The sequence below is a fragment of the Pseudomonas sp. genome (assembly GCF_041601375.1).
Classification (GTDB): domain Bacteria; phylum Pseudomonadota; class Gammaproteobacteria; order Pseudomonadales; family Pseudomonadaceae; genus Aquipseudomonas.
In genome coordinates this window covers 16,131-34,554 of sequence record NZ_JBFIIG010000011.1, presented here as the reverse complement: position 1 = coordinate 34,554, position 18,424 = coordinate 16,131, and the positions used below count along the sequence as shown (strand labels likewise).

20 protein-coding genes and 2 pseudogenes are annotated in these 18,424 nt (G+C 64.8%); 9 read left to right on the top strand and 13 right to left on the bottom strand.

Going from position 1 to position 18,424, the window contains the following annotated elements; genetic code table 11:
- Positions 1–5: 5 nt before the first annotated feature.
- Positions 6–1,469, top strand: coding sequence for an NADH-quinone oxidoreductase subunit NuoN (gene nuoN, locus ABZE94_RS03250; protein WP_372874088.1), 1,464 nt, complete (start codon positions 6–8; stop codon positions 1,467–1,469).
- Positions 1,470–1,480: 11 nt separating this feature from the next.
- Here the strand turns inward: nuoN and ABZE94_RS03245 are convergent, their stop codons facing one another.
- Positions 1,481–2,800, bottom strand: a complete 1,320-nt coding sequence (locus tag ABZE94_RS03245; protein ID WP_372874087.1) for a Na+/H+ antiporter family protein — start codon at positions 2,798–2,800, stop codon at positions 1,481–1,483.
- 311 nt (positions 2,801–3,111) lie between these two features.
- On the opposite strand from ABZE94_RS03245, the pseudogene ABZE94_RS03240 reads away from it, so the two are divergent.
- A pseudogene (locus tag ABZE94_RS03240) lies at positions 3,112–4,398 on the top strand (HAMP domain-containing protein); the annotation flags it as partial.
- Between the two features lie 102 nt (positions 4,399–4,500).
- A complete protein-coding gene (locus tag ABZE94_RS03235) occupies positions 4,501–5,256 on the top strand; it encodes a methyl-accepting chemotaxis protein (protein ID WP_372874102.1) in 756 nt (251 codons plus the stop codon).
- Between the two features lie 285 nt (positions 5,257–5,541).
- Here the strand turns inward: ABZE94_RS03235 and ABZE94_RS03230 are convergent, their stop codons facing one another.
- The 4 genes from ABZE94_RS03230 to ABZE94_RS03215 all read right to left on the bottom strand — a co-directional run bounded on the left by ABZE94_RS03230 (position 5,542) and on the right by ABZE94_RS03215 (position 9,460).
- Positions 5,542–6,582 (bottom strand): methyltransferase domain-containing protein, encoded by a 1,041-nt coding sequence (locus ABZE94_RS03230; protein WP_372874086.1) that lies wholly within the window; start codon positions 6,580–6,582, stop codon positions 5,542–5,544.
- 250 nt (positions 6,583–6,832) lie between these two features.
- Positions 6,833–8,155, bottom strand: a complete 1,323-nt coding sequence (locus tag ABZE94_RS03225) for an OprD family porin (RefSeq protein WP_372874085.1) — start codon at positions 8,153–8,155, stop codon at positions 6,833–6,835.
- A gap of 121 nt (positions 8,156–8,276) precedes the next feature.
- Complete coding sequence (locus tag ABZE94_RS03220; protein ID WP_372874084.1) at positions 8,277–8,417, bottom strand: hypothetical protein; 141 nt, start codon at positions 8,415–8,417, stop codon at positions 8,277–8,279.
- 365 nt (positions 8,418–8,782) lie between these two features.
- Entirely contained in the window at positions 8,783–9,460 is a 678-nt protein-coding gene (locus ABZE94_RS03215; RefSeq protein ID WP_372874083.1) for a haloacid dehalogenase type II, read from the bottom strand.
- Between the two features lie 15 nt (positions 9,461–9,475).
- Here ABZE94_RS03215 and ABZE94_RS03210 point away from each other — a divergent pair, with 15 nt between their 5' ends.
- The 5 genes from ABZE94_RS03210 to ABZE94_RS03190 all read left to right on the top strand — a co-directional run bounded on the left by ABZE94_RS03210 (position 9,476) and on the right by ABZE94_RS03190 (position 12,013).
- The gene (locus ABZE94_RS03210) at positions 9,476–9,649 is read left to right on the top strand and encodes a hypothetical protein (RefSeq protein WP_372874082.1); all 174 of its coding nucleotides are present in this window, start codon (positions 9,476–9,478) and stop codon (positions 9,647–9,649) included.
- 67 nt (positions 9,650–9,716) lie between these two features.
- Positions 9,717–9,977, top strand: coding sequence for a glutaredoxin 3 (grxC, locus tag ABZE94_RS03205; protein ID WP_372874081.1), 261 nt, complete (start codon positions 9,717–9,719; stop codon positions 9,975–9,977).
- 12 nt (positions 9,978–9,989) lie between these two features.
- Complete coding sequence (locus tag ABZE94_RS03200) at positions 9,990–11,024, top strand: DUF3179 domain-containing protein (RefSeq protein WP_372874080.1); 1,035 nt, start codon at positions 9,990–9,992, stop codon at positions 11,022–11,024.
- Complete coding sequence (locus tag ABZE94_RS03195) at positions 11,005–11,535, top strand: hypothetical protein (protein WP_372874079.1); 531 nt, start codon at positions 11,005–11,007, stop codon at positions 11,533–11,535. Before ABZE94_RS03200 ends, ABZE94_RS03195 begins: the two co-directional genes overlap by 20 nt.
- A gap of 145 nt (positions 11,536–11,680) precedes the next feature.
- Positions 11,681–12,013 carry a hypothetical protein gene (locus tag ABZE94_RS03190; protein ID WP_372874078.1) on the top strand — a complete coding sequence of 111 codons (333 nt, stop codon included), beginning with the start codon at positions 11,681–11,683 and terminating at the stop codon, positions 12,011–12,013.
- A 229-nt stretch (positions 12,014–12,242) separates the two neighbouring features.
- Here the strand turns inward: ABZE94_RS03190 and ABZE94_RS03185 are convergent, their stop codons facing one another.
- The 7 genes and pseudogenes from ABZE94_RS03185 to merT form a co-directional block, all read right to left on the bottom strand.
- Complete coding sequence (locus tag ABZE94_RS03185) at positions 12,243–13,226, bottom strand: NHL repeat-containing protein (protein ID WP_372874077.1); 984 nt, start codon at positions 13,224–13,226, stop codon at positions 12,243–12,245.
- 11 nt (positions 13,227–13,237) lie between these two features.
- The gene (locus ABZE94_RS03180; protein ID WP_372874076.1) at positions 13,238–14,131 is read right to left on the bottom strand and encodes a transporter; all 894 of its coding nucleotides are present in this window, start codon (positions 14,129–14,131) and stop codon (positions 13,238–13,240) included.
- Position 14,132: 1 nt separating this feature from the next.
- Entirely contained in the window at positions 14,133–14,459 is a 327-nt protein-coding gene (locus tag ABZE94_RS03175) for a heavy-metal-associated domain-containing protein (protein ID WP_372874075.1), read from the bottom strand.
- Between the two features lie 64 nt (positions 14,460–14,523).
- Positions 14,524–15,009: a hypothetical protein gene (locus ABZE94_RS03170; protein ID WP_372874074.1), complete on the bottom strand. Its 486-nt coding sequence runs from the start codon at positions 15,007–15,009 to the stop codon at positions 14,524–14,526.
- A gap of 47 nt (positions 15,010–15,056) precedes the next feature.
- Positions 15,057–16,460: pseudogene (gene merA, locus ABZE94_RS03165) on the bottom strand (mercury(II) reductase); the annotation flags it as partial.
- A gap of 86 nt (positions 16,461–16,546) precedes the next feature.
- Positions 16,547–16,804: a mercury resistance system periplasmic binding protein MerP gene (gene merP / locus ABZE94_RS03160; protein ID WP_372874073.1), complete on the bottom strand. Its 258-nt coding sequence runs from the start codon at positions 16,802–16,804 to the stop codon at positions 16,547–16,549.
- A 100-nt stretch (positions 16,805–16,904) separates the two neighbouring features.
- Entirely contained in the window at positions 16,905–17,255 is a 351-nt protein-coding gene (gene merT, locus ABZE94_RS03155; RefSeq protein ID WP_372874072.1) for a mercuric ion transporter MerT, read from the bottom strand.
- 71 nt (positions 17,256–17,326) lie between these two features.
- Here merT and merR point away from each other — a divergent pair, with 71 nt between their 5' ends.
- A complete protein-coding gene (gene merR, locus ABZE94_RS03150) occupies positions 17,327–17,773 on the top strand; it encodes an Hg(II)-responsive transcriptional regulator (protein WP_372874071.1) in 447 nt (148 codons plus the stop codon).
- A 101-nt stretch (positions 17,774–17,874) separates the two neighbouring features.
- Here the strand turns inward: merR and ABZE94_RS03145 are convergent, their stop codons facing one another.
- On the bottom strand, positions 17,875–18,183 hold the full coding sequence (locus ABZE94_RS03145; protein WP_372874070.1) for a DUF2790 domain-containing protein: 309 nt from the start codon (positions 18,181–18,183) through the stop codon (positions 17,875–17,877).
- Between the last annotated feature and the right edge of the window lie 241 nt (positions 18,184–18,424).

The window sequence follows — 18,424 nt, the reverse complement described above, 5'->3', positions numbered from 1 at the left end:
CGCACATGGACCTGACTCTGCATCACTTCATCGCCCTGCTGCCGCTGCTGGTCACCAGCGCCACCGCCGTGCTGGTGATGCTCGGAATCGCCTGGCGGCGCAGCCACACCCAGAGCTTTCTGCTCGCGGTGATCGGCCTCAACCTGGCCTTGCTGTCCCTGATCCCCGCGCTGCAGGTGACGCCGCTGCCGGTCACCGCGTTGCTGATGGTCGATCGCTTCGCCTGCTTTTATATGGCCCTGATCCTGGTCGCCACCCTGGCCTGCATCACCCTGGCCCACGCCTACCTCGGCGAAAAGCAGGCCAAGGGTTACCCGGGCAACCGCGAAGAACTCTACCTGCTGATGCTGCTGGCCGCCGCCGGTGGCCTGGTGCTGGTCAGTGCGCAGCACCTGGCCGGGCTGTTCATCGGCCTGGAACTGCTCTCGCTGCCGACCTACGGGCTGGTCGCCTATGCCTTCTTCAACCGGCGCTCGCTGGAGGCTGGCCTCAAGTACATGGTGCTGTCGGCCGCAGGCAGCGCATTCCTGCTGTTCGGCATGGCCCTGCTGTATGCCGATGCCGGCAGCCTGAGCTTTGCCGGGATCGGCGCCATCCTGGCCCCGACCGCGCAGCCTGGCCCACTGGTGCAGTTGGGCATGGCCATGCTGCTGGCCGCCCTGGCGTTCAAGCTGTCGCTGGTGCCCTTCCACCTGTGGACGCCGGATGTCTACGAGGGCGCGCCGGCACCGGTCGCGGCCTTTCTCGCCACCGCCAGCAAGGTGGCGGTGTTCGCCGTGCTGCTGCGCCTGTTCCAGCTGTCGCCCGCCGCCGCGAGCCCGGAGCTGCATCATCTGCTGGCGCTGATCGCGGTCGCCTCGATCCTCTTCGGCAACCTGCTGGCCCTCTTGCAAAACAACCTCAAGCGCCTGCTCGGCTACTCCTCGATCGCCCACTTCGGTTATCTGCTGGTCGCCCTGATCGCCAGCGAGGGCCTGGCGGTCGAAGCGGTCGGCGTCTACCTGGCCACCTACGTACTGACCGTGCTCGGCGCCTTCGGCGTGGTCACCCTGATGTCCACGCCCTACAACGGCCGCGACTGCGATGCGCTCTACGAATACCGCGGGCTGTTCTGGCGGCGGCCCTACCTGACCGCGGTGCTCACGGTGATGATGCTGTCGCTGGCGGGCATTCCGCTGACCGCGGGCTTCATCGGCAAGTTCTACATCATCGCCGTGGGCGTGCAGGCCGAACTCTGGTGGCTGCTCGGCGCGCTGGTGCTGGGCAGCGCGATCGGGGTGTTCTATTACCTGCGGGTGATGGTCACCCTGTTCATGGTCGAACCCAACCTGCGCCGCCACGATGCCCCGTACAACTGGGGCCAGCGGGCCGGCGGCGTCATGCTGCTGATCGTCGCCCTGCTGGCGTTCGTACTCGGCGTCTACCCGCAGCCGCTGCTGGCGATGCTCGGCGCGGCCAGCCTCGGCTGATAGGCCTCCGCTTACAGCACCATCGCCGCACCCCAGCCGAACACCAGCAGCGGCAGGTTGTAGTGCAGGAAGGTCGGCACCACGCTGTCCCAGATGTGATTGTGCTGGCCGTCGACATTCAGCCCCGCGGTCGGCCCGAGGGTCGAGTCCGAGGCCGGCGAACCGGCATCGCCCAGGGCGCCGGCAGTACCGACGATGCAGACGATGGCCAAGGGGCTGAAACCCAGCTGCACGCCCAGCGGCACGAATATCGCCGCGATGATCGGCACGGTGGAGAACGACGAGCCGATGCCCATGGTCACCAGCAGGCCGACCAGCAGCATCAGCAGTGCGCCTACGGCCCTGTCCTGCCCCACCAGCTCGGCCGCACTGTCGACCAGGGTCTTGACCTCGCCGGTGGCCTTCATCACTTCGGCGAAACCGGCGGCGGCGATCATGATGAAGCCGATCATCGCCATCATCTTCATGCCTTCGGTGAACAGCCCATCGGCCTCTTTCCAACGCACCACCCCGGACACCGAGAAGATCACGAAGCCGACCAGGGCGCCGATGATCATCGAGTCCAGCCACAACTGCACGATGAATGCCGCAGCAATCGCCACACCGGCCACCAGCAGGCTCAACGGGTTATAGGCCACATCGATGCGCTCGGTCTGCGCGATCTTCGCCAGGTCATAGACGCGCTTCTTGCGGTAGCTGAACAGCACCGCTACCAACAGGCCGAGCAGCATGCCCAACACCGGAATCGCCATGGCCTTGGTGATGCTGATGCCCGTGACATCCACCCCGGCCTTGGCCACATTGGCCAGCAGGATTTCATTGAGGAAGATGCCGCCAAAGCCGACCGGCAGGAACATGTAGGGCGTGATCAGGCCGAAGGTCAGCACGCAGGCGATCAGCCGGCGATCCAGTTGCAGCCTGCTCAACACATAGAGCAACGGCGGCACCAGTAGCGGAATGAAGGCGATGTGGATCGGCAGCACGTTCTGCGAAGCAATCGCCACTGCCAGCAGCAAGGCGATCAACAGCCACTTGAGCAACCCTCCTCCCTGTGCATCCTGTTTGCCGACCAGCACCAGGGCCTTGTCGGCCAGCGCGTGGGCTAGGCCGGACTTGGCGATGGCCACGGCAAAGGCGCCGAGCAAGGCATAGGACAATGCCACCGTGGCGCCGCCGCCCAGGCCCCGATTGAACGCCGCCAGCGAACCTTCCAGACCCAAGCCGCCGAGCACACCCCCGGCCAGGGCGCCGACGATCAGCGCGACCACCACGTGCACGCGGCACAGGCTGAGGATCAGCATGATGCCGACCGCTGCGATTACTGCATTCATGAACGCTCCAAAGAAGCTCTGCGGGAAAGACCGAATAACGGGCGCAAGTTGTGAACCAGGCGCAGGAGCGGCGGGTTGCAAACCGACGCTAGCTGCGCCCCGAAAAAAGCCGCGTACTCTGCCGAAAGCCCCGCGCGCTGTCAAAAATATCACGTACGAAATATTGATCGCGACGTGCATAATCCCGTCCAGCCACTGTGCCAACAGCCCTAGCAGGCCGCAATAAGTTCGCCGCGACGCCACTGGTTCGATCAAGAAAACCACGCCCGCGCCGATAGCCAATTCGTAGAACAACAGAATAAGGAGCGCTCATGCCGTTCAGCCGTCTTTCGATCCAGTGGAAAATCACCCTGCTTGCCGGCCTGTGCCTGCTCGCGATCGTGACGCTGCTGGTCGGTGCCTCGCTCTATCAAGCCACCCGTAGCGCCGAGCTGGTACGCGCCTCCAGCAGCAGCATGCTGGCCGACAGCGCCAAGCTGCGCCTGCAGGCCCGTGGCGAGCTACAGGCGATCCGCATCCAGCGCTATTTCATGGACACTTATCAGTACGGCAAAGGCTTTTCCCGGCAGATCCTGTTCCTGCGCGACCAGGCGGAGAAACGCTTTCTCGATGCCTTCGACCTGCGCGAAGACCTGACCCGGCAAGCGCGCAGCAGCCTGGAGGCCAACCCCTCGTTGCTCGGCCTGTATATGGTGTTCGAACCCAACGCGCTGGACGGCAAGGACGAACTGTTCGCCGAACAATCCGAACTCGGCAGCAACGACCAGGGACGCTTCTCGCTGTACTGGTCGCAACCCAAGCCGGGTCAACTGGAGTCGGAAACGATGAGCGAAGAGATGCTCAACGACACCAAGACCGGCCCCAGTGGCGACCCTTACAACGCCTGGTACACCTGCCCACGCGACAGCGGCACGACCTGCGTGCTGGAGCCCTACTACGACGAAGTCGGCGGCCAGCAGGTGCTGATGACCAGCATCGCCTTCCCGCTCGAACTGGACGGCAAGGTGATCGGCGTGGTCGGTCTCGACATCAGCCTGGACAGCCTGCAACAGCTGAGTGTCCAAGCCAATCGCGAACTCTATGGCGGTGCCGGCCATGTCAGCATCTTCAGCCCGGCGGCATTGCTGGCCGGCCACAGCCGCGCTGCCAGCCTGCTCAGCAGCCCGGTCGAGAAGGCTTACAACGAGCACGCCGGCGAGTTGCGGCCCTTGATCGCCAGCGGCCAAGTCGCCGAATTGCAGCACGGCGAGATGCTCCGCGTGCTACAGCCGTTCAAGCCGATTCCCGAGGCCAAGCCCTGGAGCGTATTGCTCGAAGTGCCCGAGCAGGAACTGCTCGCACCGGCCCTGCAACTGGAGCGAGAACTGGATCAGCAACGCACCGGCGACAGCGCAGTGGCGCTGAGCATCGGCCTGCTGGCCATGCTCCTCGGCTTGCTGCTGATGTGGCTGACCGCTCGCGGGGTGACCAGGCCGATCCTCGCTGTCGCCGCCATGCTCAAAGGCATCGCCAGCGGCGAAGGCGACCTGACTCGCCGCCTCGACTACCCCGGGCAGGACGAACTGGGCGAGCTGGCGGGCTGGTTCAATCGCTTTCTCGACAAGCTGCAGCCGATCATCGCCGAGGTCAAACGCAGCGTGCAGGACGCCCGCGGCACCGCCGACCAGTCCGCCGCCATCGCCAGCCAGACCAGCGCCGGCATGCAGCAGCAGTTCCGCGAGGTCGACCAGGTGGCCACCGCCTTCCAGGAAATGAGCGCCACCGCCCATGACGTCGCGCACAACGCCGCGCAAGCCGCCGACGCCGCCCGCAGCGCCGACCAGGCCAGCCGCGAGGGCCTCGGGGTGATCGGCAAGACCACCGCGAGCATCGAACTGCTGGCCAACGAGATGAACGTGGCCATGCAGGAAGTCGAAGGCCTGGCCAACAGCAGCGAGCAGATCGGCTCGGTGCTCGAAGTTATCCGCTCGATTGCCGAACAGACCAACCTGCTGGCACTCAACGCCGCCATCGAAGCGGCCCGTGCTGGCGAGGCCGGACGCGGCTTCGCGGTAGTTGCCGATGAAGTGCGCAACCTGGCCAAACGCACCCAGGACTCGGTCGAGGAAGTTCGCCAGGTCATCGAAGGCCTGCAAAAGGGCACCCGCGAGGTGGTCAGTACCATGCAGAGCAGCCACCACCAGGCCCAGGGCAGTGTCGACCAGGTCGGGCAAGCGGTGGCCGTGCTGCAGCGGATCAGCCAGGCGGTGAGCGTGATCACCGACATGAACCTGCAAATCGCCAGCGCTGCCGAGCAGCAGAGTTCGGTGGCCGAAGAGATCAACCGCAACGTCGCCTCGATTCGCGACGTCACCGCAACCATGGCCGGGCAAGCCAACGAGTCGGCCCAGGTCAGCCAGAACCTCAACAGCCTGGCCAACCAGCAACAAACCCTGATGGATCAGTTCCGCGTCTGACCGGCGGGCTCCCGCTGCCTTGCCGCCCAGGCTGCCAATAGCCTGGCCGAGAATATGAGATTTTGTAGCTTGGGCCGGCCGCCTAGGTTTCGCGGAGCTCAGCCTACGCGGCCCGACCTACGCGGCCCGACCCAAGCTACAATTCGCGGCCGATGTCATCGAGCGGATTGCTGCCGTGACAATCATGGCGATGCCATCCTGGACAAGGGCGAAGAGCATCAGATCCTGTTCACCCGCATGCAATGAGCGCGATAAGGGTACGACGGATCATCTGATGTCGCTTCCCTAGCAGCAACTGGCTGGAGACGAAACCGCGCCCTGCGCGTCGAACGGCAAGCCGCCGCCACAGCCCTCGAACAGGCCGAAGTGGCGGCTGAAATCGCCGATAAACTGGAAGTGCGCGGCGAAGCGGCTGTCCTTGAGCATGTGCCAGGTATTGCCGCACACCGGGAACACCCGCCCGGTCTCGAGGCGGTGGTGCTTGTCCAGCACGAAGGCCGTGGCCGCGCCCGGGATGCTGCCCCGGTAGATCACCGCCTGGCCGTAATCCTCGCAGGCCGGTTCCAGGCCCTCCAGTTTGAACAACCGGTAGGTGGCGGAGAAGAACCGCGCATCGCCGAGCTTGTCGGCCAGGGCCGGGTCGGTGATTCCGATCGGCTGATCTTCGACCAGACGCGGATCGCTGAAACCATGCCGGCGCGCCAGGTGCTCGAAATCGTTCCAGTACAGCGCACCGCCCAGGCATTCGCCGTACAGCACTTCGTCCTGACGCAGCTCTTCGGCCAGCCGGCGGTCGGCGTAGACATCGGAGAAATACAGTTCGCCGCCCGGCTTGAGCAGGCGATGGGCCTCGCGCAGCACGCTGTCCTTGTCCGGCGACAGGTTGATCACGCAGTTGGAGACGATCACATCGAAGCTGGCGTCGGCCAGCTCCAGCGCCGCCAGGTCCTCGATATAGCCGTGACGGAAGGTCACATTGGCATAGCCGAAACGTTCGGCGTGGTAGTCCAGGTGGGCATTGGCCACCGCCAGCTGCTCGGCGGTCATGTCCACCCCCAGCACCGAACCCTGCGCGCCGACCAACTGCGCCAGCACATAGCAGTCACGCCCGGAACCACTGCCCAGATCCAGCACCCGGCAGCCTTCCAGCAGCGCCGGCGCGACCAGGCCGCAGCCGTAATAACGCGCGCTGACTTCCGGGTGCACATTGGCCAGCAGCGGCTTGAGCCAGGCCGGCATGCTGGAGAGATCGCAGCAGGCGCTGGTCTTCAGGTCGCCGCTGTTCTGCAGGACCTTGCCGTAGTAGTTCTGTACCGATTCGTGCATGGATAACCTCTGTTCATGGAGCTGTTCATGGAGTGGGTCGCCCTGCGCAGCAAAGGGGCAGAGCAACGCCGATCAAAGCACTTGGCTAAAAAATGTTACTTACTAGCTAGATAAAAAACCAACACGCTTGTTACAGCGCCAGCCCGCACAGCGCTGGATCGACACGAAATAAAAATGAGGCTGTATCGCAGATACAGCCCCAAGGTCGGGGAGGAAAGGAGCAACCCCTGTACTTCACATGAGTGGATTTTTACAAAACACTCAACGGGTACTCGACGATAAAGCGCACCTCATCCACGTCACCGTCGATCTGGTCGGAGGTACCGCGATGCGTCGCTTGCCGAACGCGCAATGACAGATCCTTGGCCGGGCCCTGTTGCACCACGTATTGGGCCTCCAGGTCGCGTTCCCAATGCCTGCCATCGGCACCGGCAAATGCACTGTCAGGATCGGTGTTCGAGCTGTCGATCCCGCTGCCGCGGATATAGCGCGCCATCAGGGTCAGGCCCTGCACGCCATAGCTGGCCATATCCAGGTCATAACGCAGTTGCCAGGACTCCTCGCCCGGCGAGTTGAAGTCGGAGTACTGCACCGAGTTGGCCAGGTAGATGCCGTTGAAGCCGATGTAGTCGAAACCGGCCTCGTCATCGATCCGCTGGAAGGCCAGGGTCAGGGCGTGGGCGCCGGCGCTGTACTTGCCGGCCAACGACCAGTCGGTATTGTCGATCTCGCCGGCCAGGCGCTTGCCTTCATCGTCGGTGCGATAGAGGTTGAGGTCGACATTCAGCGACCGCTCCTCGCCCAGGTCGAAGGTGTAGCCGAGATTGGTGTAGTAGCGGTCCCAGGTATCCTCGACGCGGGAAGCGTACAGGCCCAGGGTCAGGTTATCCGTCGGAGTGTAGAAGCCCCCGGCCCAACTGATGGAATCGCCGACATCGCCGGCATACTGGATCAGCAATTCGTCGTCGGAGTTGGTGCTGTCGAACTTGTTCATCGCCGTGAAATGACCGGCGTCCAGGGCCAGGCTGTCGATCTCCTCGCTGGTGAGGACGAAGCCGGTGGCGGTCTCCGGCAACAGACGGGCATCGCCGGTGCCGACCACCGGATTGCCGAACTGCTGCTCGCCATACTTGAGCACGGTATTCGACCAGCGCAGCTTGACCACCCCGCCCGCCTCGCTCCAGTCCTTCTCGGGCTCGCCATCACTGCCGACCGGGACCAGAAAGGTGCCGGTACGACCGCCGCCGCTGTCCAGGCGGATGCCGAGAAAGCCATAGGCATCGACCCCGAAACCCACGGTCCCCTGGGTGAAGCCGGATTCGTAGAAGCCCATGACACCGTAGGCAGCCTCCTCGCGATAACCGTTCTCCTGGCCAGGCTTGCTGGCGTTGGTGCCGGCGCCGTTGAAGCCACCATTGCGAAAGTCACGGTTGAAGTAGAAGACACGGTTTAGCAGGTTGAAACTGCTGTCTTCGATGAAGCCCTGGGCCTCGGATTGCTGACTGGCCAGAGCCGACTGGCTGATGGCTGCGGCAACGGCCAGGCTGAGTAGCCTGAGTTGGAACGGGCGCATTGGGTACCCCCTCTGCGTAGGCGATGCGCCACCCCACGGGGTGGACGCTTGGTGTTCTACCAATGCCAGTACAACTGTTGCTGACCCTTTCAGAGTAGGCCACTCGCGGATTTGTTACAGCTCAAGCTCTATCGAACGCCAATCGATCCTCGTCGCGATAGGCAATCAGCAGCAAACTGGCGGCGAAGATGATCAGCGAGCCAGGCAACTCGCTTGCTCGCCCCGCTGCCGGTGATGTCAGCGCCGGCCAGGGCTTGCGCATCGGTCACGGCTTGTTGCGCCACTGGCACAGTCCCCAGACGGGCATGCCCGACACCGGCGAAGCAGGTCGAACTCGGCGTTCACCACAGCCTCTCGCTGGCCTTGAGCGATTGCGCCGCAGGGGCCTCCGCGCCGCCCAAGCGCCACTGGTGGCAACGCGCGACCCAACGCAGCACCGCCAGCGGGGTATGGGTGCGCTTCCACTCGCCGGCCACGTACTTGTTGGCTTAGGCCATGGTCGGATAGATGGCGGCTTCGTCGGCGATGGCCCGATCGAGCTCGTCGATGCCGAAGCGGCTCACTTCATAGGCGATGTCCTGCCTCTGGCAGCGAGCATTCGTTACGGCGGTTGGGCAACGCCAGGCACTAATCGCCGGCAGGCAAGCGGCAGGCAATGTCGCGCAAACTCTCGAGCGTGATCTCCGGTTCAACCCCCCAAGGGTCGAACGGTGTGCCAGGGTCGCGGCGCAACCAGGCGGTGCGCAGGCCGGCATGGGCGGCGCCGAGAATATCGAATGGATTAGCCGAGACCAGATACACCCGGGCGGCCGGCACGCCGCAGCTGCGCACCAGATGGGCATAGACCTGTGGATCGGGCTTGAACGAGCGCACGTCCTCGACGCTCACCACCGCCTCGAAACAGTCGCGAATTGCGGCCCGTTTCAGCAGTCGCTCCACGGCCGCGCGGCTGCCATTGGAGAAGGCATACAAGCGCGTGCCGCGACTGCGTAGGGCTTGCAAGCCGGCCAGCACATCGGGGAAGGCATCGAGGTCGGCATAAGCCTGCATGGCCAGTTCGATCGCTTCTTCGCCGATCGCCACCGCGTGCTCGCGACAGGCAAACATCAGGGCTTGCCGGGTACACACCGAGAAATCGCAATAGTCGCGCATCAAGCCCCGGCGAAAGCTGTACTCCAGCTGCTTCTGTCGCCATGAGCGCGAGACGGCCGGAGCCTTGTCGCCGAGCAGCTCGGTCAGCCTGGCAAGCACGGCCTGGGTATCGATCAGGGTGCCATAGATGTCGAAGGCCACAACGTTGTTCATGGGGAGCTCCTGGTTATGCCGCTCATTTACGGACTGAAAGTTCAAAATAAGGCAAAAAAATCAGCGGTCCATGCCCACATCCAGCTAGGCGCCAACCTGGTCGCGCGGCGCAGGAAGGCATTCACGGGCGGCGTACTCATCCTCATGCTGTTCGCCGCCTTGAACCTGCGCCCTTTCCTCGGGCTGTAACAAAGCGCAGTCGCATTCATCTTAGGCAAAGGTAGCGTCCATACCCGGTTATTCGAGAGGTAGCGCCATGCATCAGATCACCCTCTACACCAGCCAACACTGCCCTTATTGCCGCATGGCCGAGCAGTTGCTGGCACGCCGTAACGCCGGCCCACTGAGCAGGATCAGGGTCGATCTGGATCCCCAGGCCCTGCGCGCGATGATCGACAAGAGCGGAAGGCGCACGGTGCCACAGATCTTCATCGGCGCACGGCATGTTGGCGGCTTCGATGACCTGGCCAGACTCGACAGCGCGGGCGAACTGGCGACCTTGCTGGCCGATTGCTAGACGGAGAAGCCCATGCGAAGCAGCCAACACACCCTTTGCCAGGCCTTGGCGCTGTGTCTGTGCATCAGCGGTGCGGCCCTGGCCGTACCGCCTGAGGGGCCGGCCCGCCTGCTGTCGGCCAGTCACGAGGCCTATGCAAACGCGATGCTGTCCGGCGGCCCCGGCAAGGACGGCATTCCGGCCATCGACAACCCGCGCTTCAGCGACGCGGCAAGCGCGAATGATTTTCTCGCCCCCCAGGACATCGTCTTCGGCGTCTTCCACCAGGGCCAGGCACGCGCCTACCCGCAGCGCATCCTGGTCTGGCACGAGATCGTCAACGACCGCCTGGGCGCGGATGGCTTGAGCATCACCTACTGCCCGCTCACCGCCACCGCCGTCGGTTTCAAACGCGGCGCCACCAGCCTCGGCGTTTCCGGCAAGCTGCTCAACAGCAACGTGGTGATGTACGACCGCGCCAGCGACAGCCATTGGTCGCAGATCGCCGGCGTGGCCATCGACGGCCCGGCCAAGGGCCGCAGCCTGGAGGAAGTGCGGGTGGTCTGGACCACCTGGGCCAGATGGCAGGCACGCCATCCGCAGACCCGGGTACTGACCCGGGCAACCGGCGCCCTGCGCAACTACAACCGCGACCCCTACGGCAGCTACCTGCCGCTGCAGGGCTACTATGCCGACCCCGGCGTGATGTTTCCGGTCATGCACCAGGACAGCCGCCTGCCGGCCAAGCGGATGATCCTCGGTTTTCGCAGCGAGCGGGTGGCCATCGCCGTCGACAGGGCGCACCTGCGCGAACAGGCTGTACTGCGCTACCGCCATGGTGACGAGCACTTCCTGATCATCCGGGACGAGCAACTGGATACCGGCTGGGTCTACCGCTCCGCCACGCCGATCAAACTGGATCCGGCCAACCTGCGCTTTACCGCCACGGGGCCCCAGGCTGCCGAACTCGAAGGCCTGGAGCCACTCAACGCCTTCGACGCCATGTGGTTCGCCTGGTACGCCTTCTACCCAGAAACGGTGCTGCTCGATGGTTCGCACGAGTCCTAGCCGGCTGCCGATCATCGCGCTCGCAGTGCTCTACGCCCTGCTCTACCTGTACGCCATCGGCGATCTGGACATTGGTCGGGTCGGCTGGAACTGGCAGGCCCTGGACTGGCAATGGCAGCGCCTATTGATGCGCCGCGGGCCTTGGCACTTCGAGGCCGTGGCCATGCTCGAACTGGGCGTGCTGGTGCTGCTGATAAGCCCGGCCAATCTGGCCCTGGCCGGGTTGCTGGCGCTCCTGCTGGCGCTCAATCTGCACGGCGCCCTGGCGCTACATGCCAACGCCCAGTGTTCGCTGTCCCAGGGCGCCGCCTCGAGCGCCGGATTGTGGCCGGCGCTGCTCGCCGGCGGCGCCTGTTGCGCCCCCAGCCTGCTGCTGGTGTTGGGCACTCCGGGGCTCGGCGCCTTCGTCGGCCTGTTCGTCTGGCTGCTGCCGCTGTCCCTGTTGCTGCTGGTGCTGAGCCGCTGCTGGCAACGGCGGCGCGGCGCACCCCGGGTGCTGCGGTGGCTTTGAGAGGTGGTGAAAAAACGCCCACCTACTGCGGCGAAGCGTTCCGACCAATGGTTGATAAAAATGCATTGCGGGCGACACAGCACCTGTAATAAAGCGCCTCACCGGATATCTAACTATGGGTAACGCATCTGTGGAGGATGACGCCATGAAATCGATACTGGGTATGACGGCCCTGGCCGTAGTGATGATGGGTGCTGCGGGGGCTATGGTGCAGGCTGACGAAGTGAGCGGGCCTTTGCCTCGTGACGGCGCGCAGCTGTTGCTGGCCGAAAGCGGCAGCGACCGGCTGGCGGACTTTTTCCTGCGGCGCGAATCGCTCGCCAAGAATCGCTCCAGCCAGGACTCCGGCGAGCGCTTTGTGCAGATGGTCGAGGAGCAGCCCACCGCCGCCGGTCCCGAACGCGAGCAGCAGACGCAGCGGAGCGAACAGTCGCAACGCGGCATTCTGAGGGACCGGGCGCTCTACGGTCCTCACTGATGGCGTGCGCTGTGCGTTATCAAGCCTCGGGGGAATGTCGGCAACGCCGACATCTCCCTCGCAACGAGGGCTTGGTTCGGCGCAGAGCCTGATGCCGCCGGCCATAGCTGGCAGGTAGCACGCCTTGCCGGGTTACTCGGCAACCCTCTGGTCTATGGCAGCCGGGTCCGCCCCTGACAGGCCGCGGACTCTGCTCCGCCAACCTCCGACAGGCTGCTGGGCACCACGGTCAAGGCCTTGCCGGCCGCCACCTGTGTATGCGGCTATTGCCAAAATCGACCGCGAACAGCGTACCGTCGTCCGCTGCGGCAAGCGCGATGGCATGCTCGAACTGGCCTGGACCATGGCCTTTGCTGCCGAAGCGGGTGAGAAAGCGTCCGTCCGCGGAGAATTTCTGGATCCGGTGGTTGTAGAAGTCGGCGGCGAACAGGTTGCCCTGTCGATCGACAGCCACCCCGGTCACGGTCGCGAACCAGCCGTTGAAGGGACCGAAGATGTTGGCGGCAAAGGGACCACCCCATTTGCGCATGAACACTCCTTGGCCGTCGAATTGCTGTATGCGGTCGTTGTAGCCGTCGGCAACATACACTGCTCCCTCCGGGCCGATCGCCACGGCAGTGGGATAGTTGAACTCAGCGGCGCCGATGCCGATCTTGCCGGTCGCGCCTTTCTGCCGGACGAAGCGGCCATCGGCCTCCAGTTGCTGAATGCGCTGGTTGTAGACGTCGGCGACCCACAGTTTGCCATCGGCCGCGACCGCCACGCCGCCGGGAGAATCGAACTCGCCGGGGCCACTGCCCGGGCGGCCGATGATGCGCCTGGACGTGCCGTCCGGGCCGAACACCTGGATACGGTCGTTGAGGTATTCGGCTACATAGAGTTCGCCGGCATGCAGCGTCAGGTTCATCGGCCGGCCGAGTTGCCCGGCGCCACTGCCGGGCGAGCCGAACTGGCGTTTGAAGCCACCGTCGAAATCGAAGACCTGGATACGCCCGTTGCGCGCGTCGGCAACGAACACCTCGTCACCGGCCACGGCGATGCCGGTCGGGTCGTTGAACTGCCCGGGTGCGCTGCCCGGCTCACCCCAGGCGCCGACGAACTCATAGGGCGGTTCCTCGGCCGAGGGCACGAAGGCCAGCCAGCCGGACAGGCCGACGAGCAGCAGGATGATGACGGCATTGCGGCCCAGCTTGAGCGCAGCAGCGCGCTGCATGGCGGCTCCCCTTAGAAGTTGACGCGAAAGCCGCTGGTGAACAGGTACTCGGTTTCCAGTGCGCTGCCGTTGAGGCGCTGATGCATGGGGATCTGCACGCCGGCCTCGATGATCCATTTTTTTGTCACGTATTGCAGTCCGGGGGTAATGAACAGCGTGGTGCCTCCCGAGTTCGCATCGGCGCTACCGCCGACGCGATCCTTGGCCGCGTGCAGCAGCCTGGTTTCGAGCACGCCATAGAGGAAGGCCGGAACGCCGGCACTCAGGCGACGTGGCAGCAGGCGATACTGCAGCGAGCCGTCGACCTGCCAGTGGTTGCCGGCCTGAAAGCCGTTGGCTTCGCGGTTGGCCTGGTAACTCACCTGGCTGTCGATTTGAAAGTCCAGGGTCTGGTAGGTGAGCACCGCGCCGCCGAGCGCATCCCAGGAACCGGAACCCGGCTGCAGCGCCGGCGGCAGGCGGCCCAGGCCATCACGGGCGTCATCCTCGCCGGTCGGCGCCTTCACCCCGAGGAACGGCGCGATGCGCAAGGTCCGTCCCGGCGCGTCGTGCTGGTAGGCGGTGTAGCGGCCCAGCACGGTGAGATCGCCCACCCCCGACTGGCTCCGGCTGAGACCCTGCCCGCCCATGCGCCTGTGCAGACGCTTGTCGAACCAGGGCAGCATGCCGAACAGCGCGAAGTCGGCGGTTACGCCATAGCCCAGCACCGACACCAACCCCGTCACTTGCATGTCGCGTCTGGCTGGGGTGGGATCGTCGGCGCTCTGCATGAAGATAAACTGCTCGCGCCACACGTAACCGCCTTCATGTACCGGCAGCGCCGTGTTGAAGGTGATAGGTGCGCTCCATGCGGCGGCCGCCGTCAGACTCAGGCTGGCCATGGCCAGTTTCAGCACGCGATGCATGTCATTGCCCCTCCGGCGCACCAGGCGGCACCTGCTCGAAGGTGCGCAGGCTAAAGCCGGCGGCTTTTACTGCCTGTTGCGCCGCGGCTTCATCGAGGGTCGCGCCGTCCTGCATGGTGATGATCACACTGCCGTCCTCGATGTCGGTCTCGAGGCGTTCCACGCCGGCAAGGGCGCTCAGCTTCTTCTCGATGCCATAGGCGCAGAAGGGGCAGGCCAGCCCGTCGACCGCGAGCCGGTAGCTGGGCCCGGCCGCAAGCGCGGCCGCCGTGGCCATAAGCAGGCTCACGGCCATGCCCAGCGTTGGGATGTAGCTGATGAATTTCATTGGCAGCTCCCATTCGTCTCGGTCCAGAGGGAATTCGCTGAAGATAGACCCTGGAACTCCGGGGTCAAACCTGGTTTGCCTTGCGCGCAGCAGCCCGGGCCCAGGCCAGCGCGACTGTTGGCAGCAGCAGCCATTGCAGCAGCGGCGAGACGCCGAGGGCAATGATCGGCGTCAGCGGCATCCAGTCGGAGTAGGCCCAACTCATCCGCACCGCCGTGTTGAACCACTCGCTGAACGCCGTATACACGAGCCCGAAACCGAGCGCGACGGCCCCTACCCGCCCCCAGCGCCAGCGCTCGAGCGGACCGGCACGGGTGACGAGCAGCGCGGCGAGCAGGGCCAGGACAGCAATCAGCATGTCCCCCAGCGTGCAGTGGATGACGGCGTAGGCGATGGATGCGGGCGAGGCCTGGGTCCACAGGGTATAGAGCGGCAGTTGGGCGATTTCCCAGAGCAGGCTGAGGGGCGCGAAGACGACCAGGTAGCGCATGAAGACAAAGCGCCAGGCGCGCGGATCCTCATGCCAGAGACCTGCTCTATCTGTCGTCATCGGTCGAACTCCTTGTGCCGGGTGGGGAAATGCAATGCCCGTAACGCTTAGCCGGCGCAACAGGACAGCCGCCTCACATCCTTGTCGAAGGTCTGCGCGGCGAGCTTCAGGCCCTCGACCATGGTCAGATACGGGAACAGCTGGTCGGCCAACTCCTGCACCGTCATCCGTGCGCGAATGGCCAGCGCTGCGCTCTGGATCAGTTCGCCGGCCTCCGGCGCCAGCGCCTGCACGCCCAGCAGGCGGCCCGTGCCAGCCTCGGCGACCAGCTTGATGAAGCCGCGCGTATCGAAGTTGACCAGCGCCCTCGGCACGTTATCCAGGCTGAGCGTGCGGCTGTCGGTGTCGATTCCGGCCTGCTGCGCCTGCGCCTCACTGTAGCCGACGGTGGCCACCTGCGGGTCGGTGAACAGCACCGCCGGCATGCAGCTCAGGTCGAGGCTGGCGTTGCCCCCGGTCATGTTGATCGCCGCACGGCTGCCGGCGGCCGCCGCCACATAGACGAACTGCGGCTGGTCGGTGCAGTCGCCGGCCGCATAGATAGTCGCTGCGCTGCTGCGCATGCCGGGGTCGATCTGGATGGCGCCGCGCTCGTCCAGGCGCACGCCGACGCCCTCCAGGTTCATGCCCTGGGTGTTGGCTGTGCGTCCGCTGGCGACCAGCAGCTGGTCGGCACGCAGTTCGCCGTGATGGGTGCTCAGGACGAACTCGCCGGCGGCGTAGGTCACGGCGCTCGCCTGTGTCTGCTCCAGCACTTCGATGCCCTCGGCACGGAAGACGGCGCCGAGCGCTGCGCCGATGGCCGGGTCTTCGCGGAACAACAGCGTGTGGCGCGCCAGGATCGTCACCGTGCTGCCCAGCCGGGCAAACGCTTGCGCCAGTTCGACCGCGATCACCGAGGAACCGATCACCGCCAGGCGTTTGGGAATGCTGTCGCTCACCAGTGCCGTGCTGGAGGTCCAGTACGGCGTGTCCTCGAGACCGGCAATCGGCGGCACGGCCGGGCTGGCACCGCTGGCAACCAGGCAGCGATCGAACGCCAGCATGCGCTCGCCGCCCTCGCTCAGCGCTACTACCAGATGTTGCCCGTCATGGAAGCGTCCCTCACCGCGCAGCACGCTGATGGCCGGGGTGCGCTGCAGGATGCCCTCGTATTTGGCATGGCGCAGTTCGTCCACCAGGCCTTGCTGCTGCGCCAGCAGGCGTGCGCGCAATACGGCCGGGGTCGCGGCGGACAAGCCGCCATCGAACGGACTCTGGCGCCGGATATGCGCCACTTGGGCGGCGCGGATCATGATTTTCGACGGTATGCAGCCGACGTTGACGCAGGTGCCGCCGAGGCTGCCACGTTCGATCAGGCTGACCCGTGCGCCGCGCTCGACGGCCTTGAGCGCCGCCGCCATGGCCGCCCCGCCGCTGCCGATGACGGCGATGTGCAGCGGTTGCTCGCCGCCCGCCCGCCGCGCCGCGACACTTGGGCCGTCCAGCGCCTGGTCGCTCCGGCCGATCATCAATTGCCTATTGGGGTTACTCATGCTCACTCCTCGAATGAAGCCGGGTAGCCCGCGTTTTCGCTGGCACGGGTCAGGGCTTGCGCACTGGTCTTGCTGTCATCGAAGGTGACCAGCACCTGCCTAGCTTCGAAACTGACCTCGACCTTGCTCACGCCCTCGACCCTGGTCAGCGCCTTCTTGACCGTGAACGGACAAGCGGCACAGGTCATGCCCGGTACCGACAGGGTGACAGTCTGGCTGGTGGCCCATGCTGGAGCAGAGAGCAGGCTGGCGAGGACCATGGATGCGAACAGCTTTTTCCAAGGCGCATCCCTGCGCCTTGTCCCTTCGGGGCTGGGGCGACAATCCATTGCGGACACACTGTTCATGGCGGACTCCCGATCAGTAAAACAGGGGAAGAACATAGGGAAAGACAAGCGCGACCAGCACCAGTGCCAGCACCACCCAGAACAGCAGCTCGTAGCCGCGGCGTACCCGAGGGATGGCACAGGCCTCCCCGGCCGTGCAGACTCGCGCCGGACGGAAGATCCGTCGCCAGGCGAAGAACAGCGCCAGCAGTGCCGCGCCGATGAAGAGCGGGCGGTAAGGCTCCAGCACGCTCAGGTTGCCGATCCAGGCCCCGCTGAATCCCAGCGTGATCAACAGCAGCGGCCCCAGGCAGCAGGTCGAGGCGAGAATCGCAGCGAGTCCCCCGGCGGCAAGAGGGGCGCCTGCGCTTGGCTGTTCTGGCATGTCGGTCTCCTTTCGAGTAGTCGATCGATGGTTTAAGGTTACTTCCGTAGTCATGTACGGAATCAAGCGCCATGCAGAGCCATCGACCAAGCCTGACCATCGGCGCCTTTGCCAGGCTCGCCGGGGTCAACCTGGAAACCATTAGGTTCTATCAACGCAAGGGCCTGCTGCCTGAGCCGCAGCGCCCGCCTGGCGGCATCCGCCGCTACGGACAGGCGGACGTGGCGCGGCTGAGCTTCGTGAAAAGCGCCCAGCGCCTGGGCTTCAGCCTGGATGAAATCGCCGAGTTGCTACGCCTGGAAGATGGCACCCACTGCGCAGAGGCCAGCCGCCTGGCCGAACGCAAGCTGGCGGACGTGCGGGCGAAGCTGGCCGACTTGGTGCGCATCGAAGCGGTGTTGTCTCAGCTTGTCTGCGCCTGCCAAGCCGGCAAGGGCCAGGTTGTCTGCCCGCTGATCGCCTCGTTGCAAGGCGCAACGCAACCGCTGCCGCTGCCGCTGGGCACCAGCCGGTCATGAGCCCATCTATCGCTCCGTCGACAGCACCCATGAAACCCGCTTGCTGATCGACGGCCCCTCGAATGCCCTGCTCTCCCGGCTACTGCCTTCTGTCGGCAGGCTCAACTTTCAGAACAACCACCGCCGTGGATCAGATATTCCAAGGCCCGCAGCTTGCCCTCAGTGTCTTCGTAATACATGACCGAGGGCACGACACCGCACACCTGACTGGTGTCGCTAATGGCCAGAACCCGTGCGATATCCAGCTTCATCCCGTAGTGGTAGGTCTCGACCGGGAGCTGCTCCAGGTGTGACGGGATATCCGGCTGCATGTCCTGTGTCAGCTGCGCCTGGCCGGCATGCGCCAGCCCTCCAGTAGCGACCAGGCTTATCGCGGCGATCAGGCTGGCAAATCGGGTTGTGTGTTTCATGACGTCATCCTCCAGGGGAATTTGACCGACATGAATTTGACCAGCCGTGGCAGCGCTTGTTACAGCTCGCGCCATGCTGCTCGTCCGCACACGAGCACCTGGCCTACACCGATCGAGTCGATCCCTTACCGCGCAACTCGCCGCTGTAACAAACGGCCAGCCAATGCCTCCAGAGGGCATGAAGCTGATCACCAGCGCCGCACTTTTTCAGCCAGCCGTCATCTGAACCCCTTTCATCAAA

Excerpts from the sequence above, each read along its gene's own strand:
- ABZE94_RS03190 (WP_372874078.1), top strand. The coding sequence starts at position 11,681 with ATGAAATCGATACTGGGTATGACGGCCCTGGCCGTAGTGATGATGGGT.
- ABZE94_RS03230 (WP_372874086.1), bottom strand. The coding sequence starts at position 6,582 with ATGCACGAATCGGTACAGAACTACTACGGCAAGGTCCTGCAGAACAGC.
- ABZE94_RS03180 (WP_372874076.1), bottom strand. The coding sequence starts at position 14,131 with ATGCATCGCGTGCTGAAACTGGCCATGGCCAGCCTGAGTCTGACGGCG.
- ABZE94_RS03145 (WP_372874070.1), bottom strand. The coding sequence starts at position 18,183 with ATGAAACACACAACCCGATTTGCCAGCCTGATCGCCGCGATAAGCCTG.
- merR (WP_372874071.1), top strand. The coding sequence starts at position 17,327 with ATGCAGAGCCATCGACCAAGCCTGACCATCGGCGCCTTTGCCAGGCTC.
- ABZE94_RS03225 (WP_372874085.1), bottom strand. The coding sequence starts at position 8,155 with ATGCGCCCGTTCCAACTCAGGCTACTCAGCCTGGCCGTTGCCGCAGCC.
- ABZE94_RS03185 (WP_372874077.1), bottom strand. The coding sequence starts at position 13,226 with ATGCAGCGCGCTGCTGCGCTCAAGCTGGGCCGCAATGCCGTCATCATC.
- ABZE94_RS03195 (WP_372874079.1), top strand. The coding sequence starts at position 11,005 with ATGGTTCGCACGAGTCCTAGCCGGCTGCCGATCATCGCGCTCGCAGTG.
- ABZE94_RS03175 (WP_372874075.1), bottom strand. The coding sequence starts at position 14,459 with ATGAAATTCATCAGCTACATCCCAACGCTGGGCATGGCCGTGAGCCTG.
- ABZE94_RS03235 (WP_372874102.1), top strand. The coding sequence starts at position 4,501 with ATGCAGCAGCAGTTCCGCGAGGTCGACCAGGTGGCCACCGCCTTCCAG.
- ABZE94_RS03170 (WP_372874074.1), bottom strand. The coding sequence starts at position 15,009 with ATGACGACAGATAGAGCAGGTCTCTGGCATGAGGATCCGCGCGCCTGG.
- ABZE94_RS03210 (WP_372874082.1), top strand. The coding sequence starts at position 9,476 with ATGCCGCTCATTTACGGACTGAAAGTTCAAAATAAGGCAAAAAAATCA.
- ABZE94_RS03220 (WP_372874084.1), bottom strand. The coding sequence starts at position 8,417 with ATGCGCAAGCCCTGGCCGGCGCTGACATCACCGGCAGCGGGGCGAGCA.
- merP (WP_372874073.1), bottom strand. The coding sequence starts at position 16,804 with ATGGTCCTCGCCAGCCTGCTCTCTGCTCCAGCATGGGCCACCAGCCAG.
- grxC (WP_372874081.1), top strand. The coding sequence starts at position 9,717 with ATGCATCAGATCACCCTCTACACCAGCCAACACTGCCCTTATTGCCGC.
- ABZE94_RS03200 (WP_372874080.1), top strand. The coding sequence starts at position 9,990 with ATGCGAAGCAGCCAACACACCCTTTGCCAGGCCTTGGCGCTGTGTCTG.
- ABZE94_RS03215 (WP_372874083.1), bottom strand. The coding sequence starts at position 9,460 with ATGAACAACGTTGTGGCCTTCGACATCTATGGCACCCTGATCGATACC.
- merT (WP_372874072.1), bottom strand. The coding sequence starts at position 17,255 with ATGCCAGAACAGCCAAGCGCAGGCGCCCCTCTTGCCGCCGGGGGACTC.
- nuoN (WP_372874088.1), top strand. The coding sequence starts at position 6 with ATGGACCTGACTCTGCATCACTTCATCGCCCTGCTGCCGCTGCTGGTC.
- ABZE94_RS03245 (WP_372874087.1), bottom strand. The coding sequence starts at position 2,800 with ATGAATGCAGTAATCGCAGCGGTCGGCATCATGCTGATCCTCAGCCTG.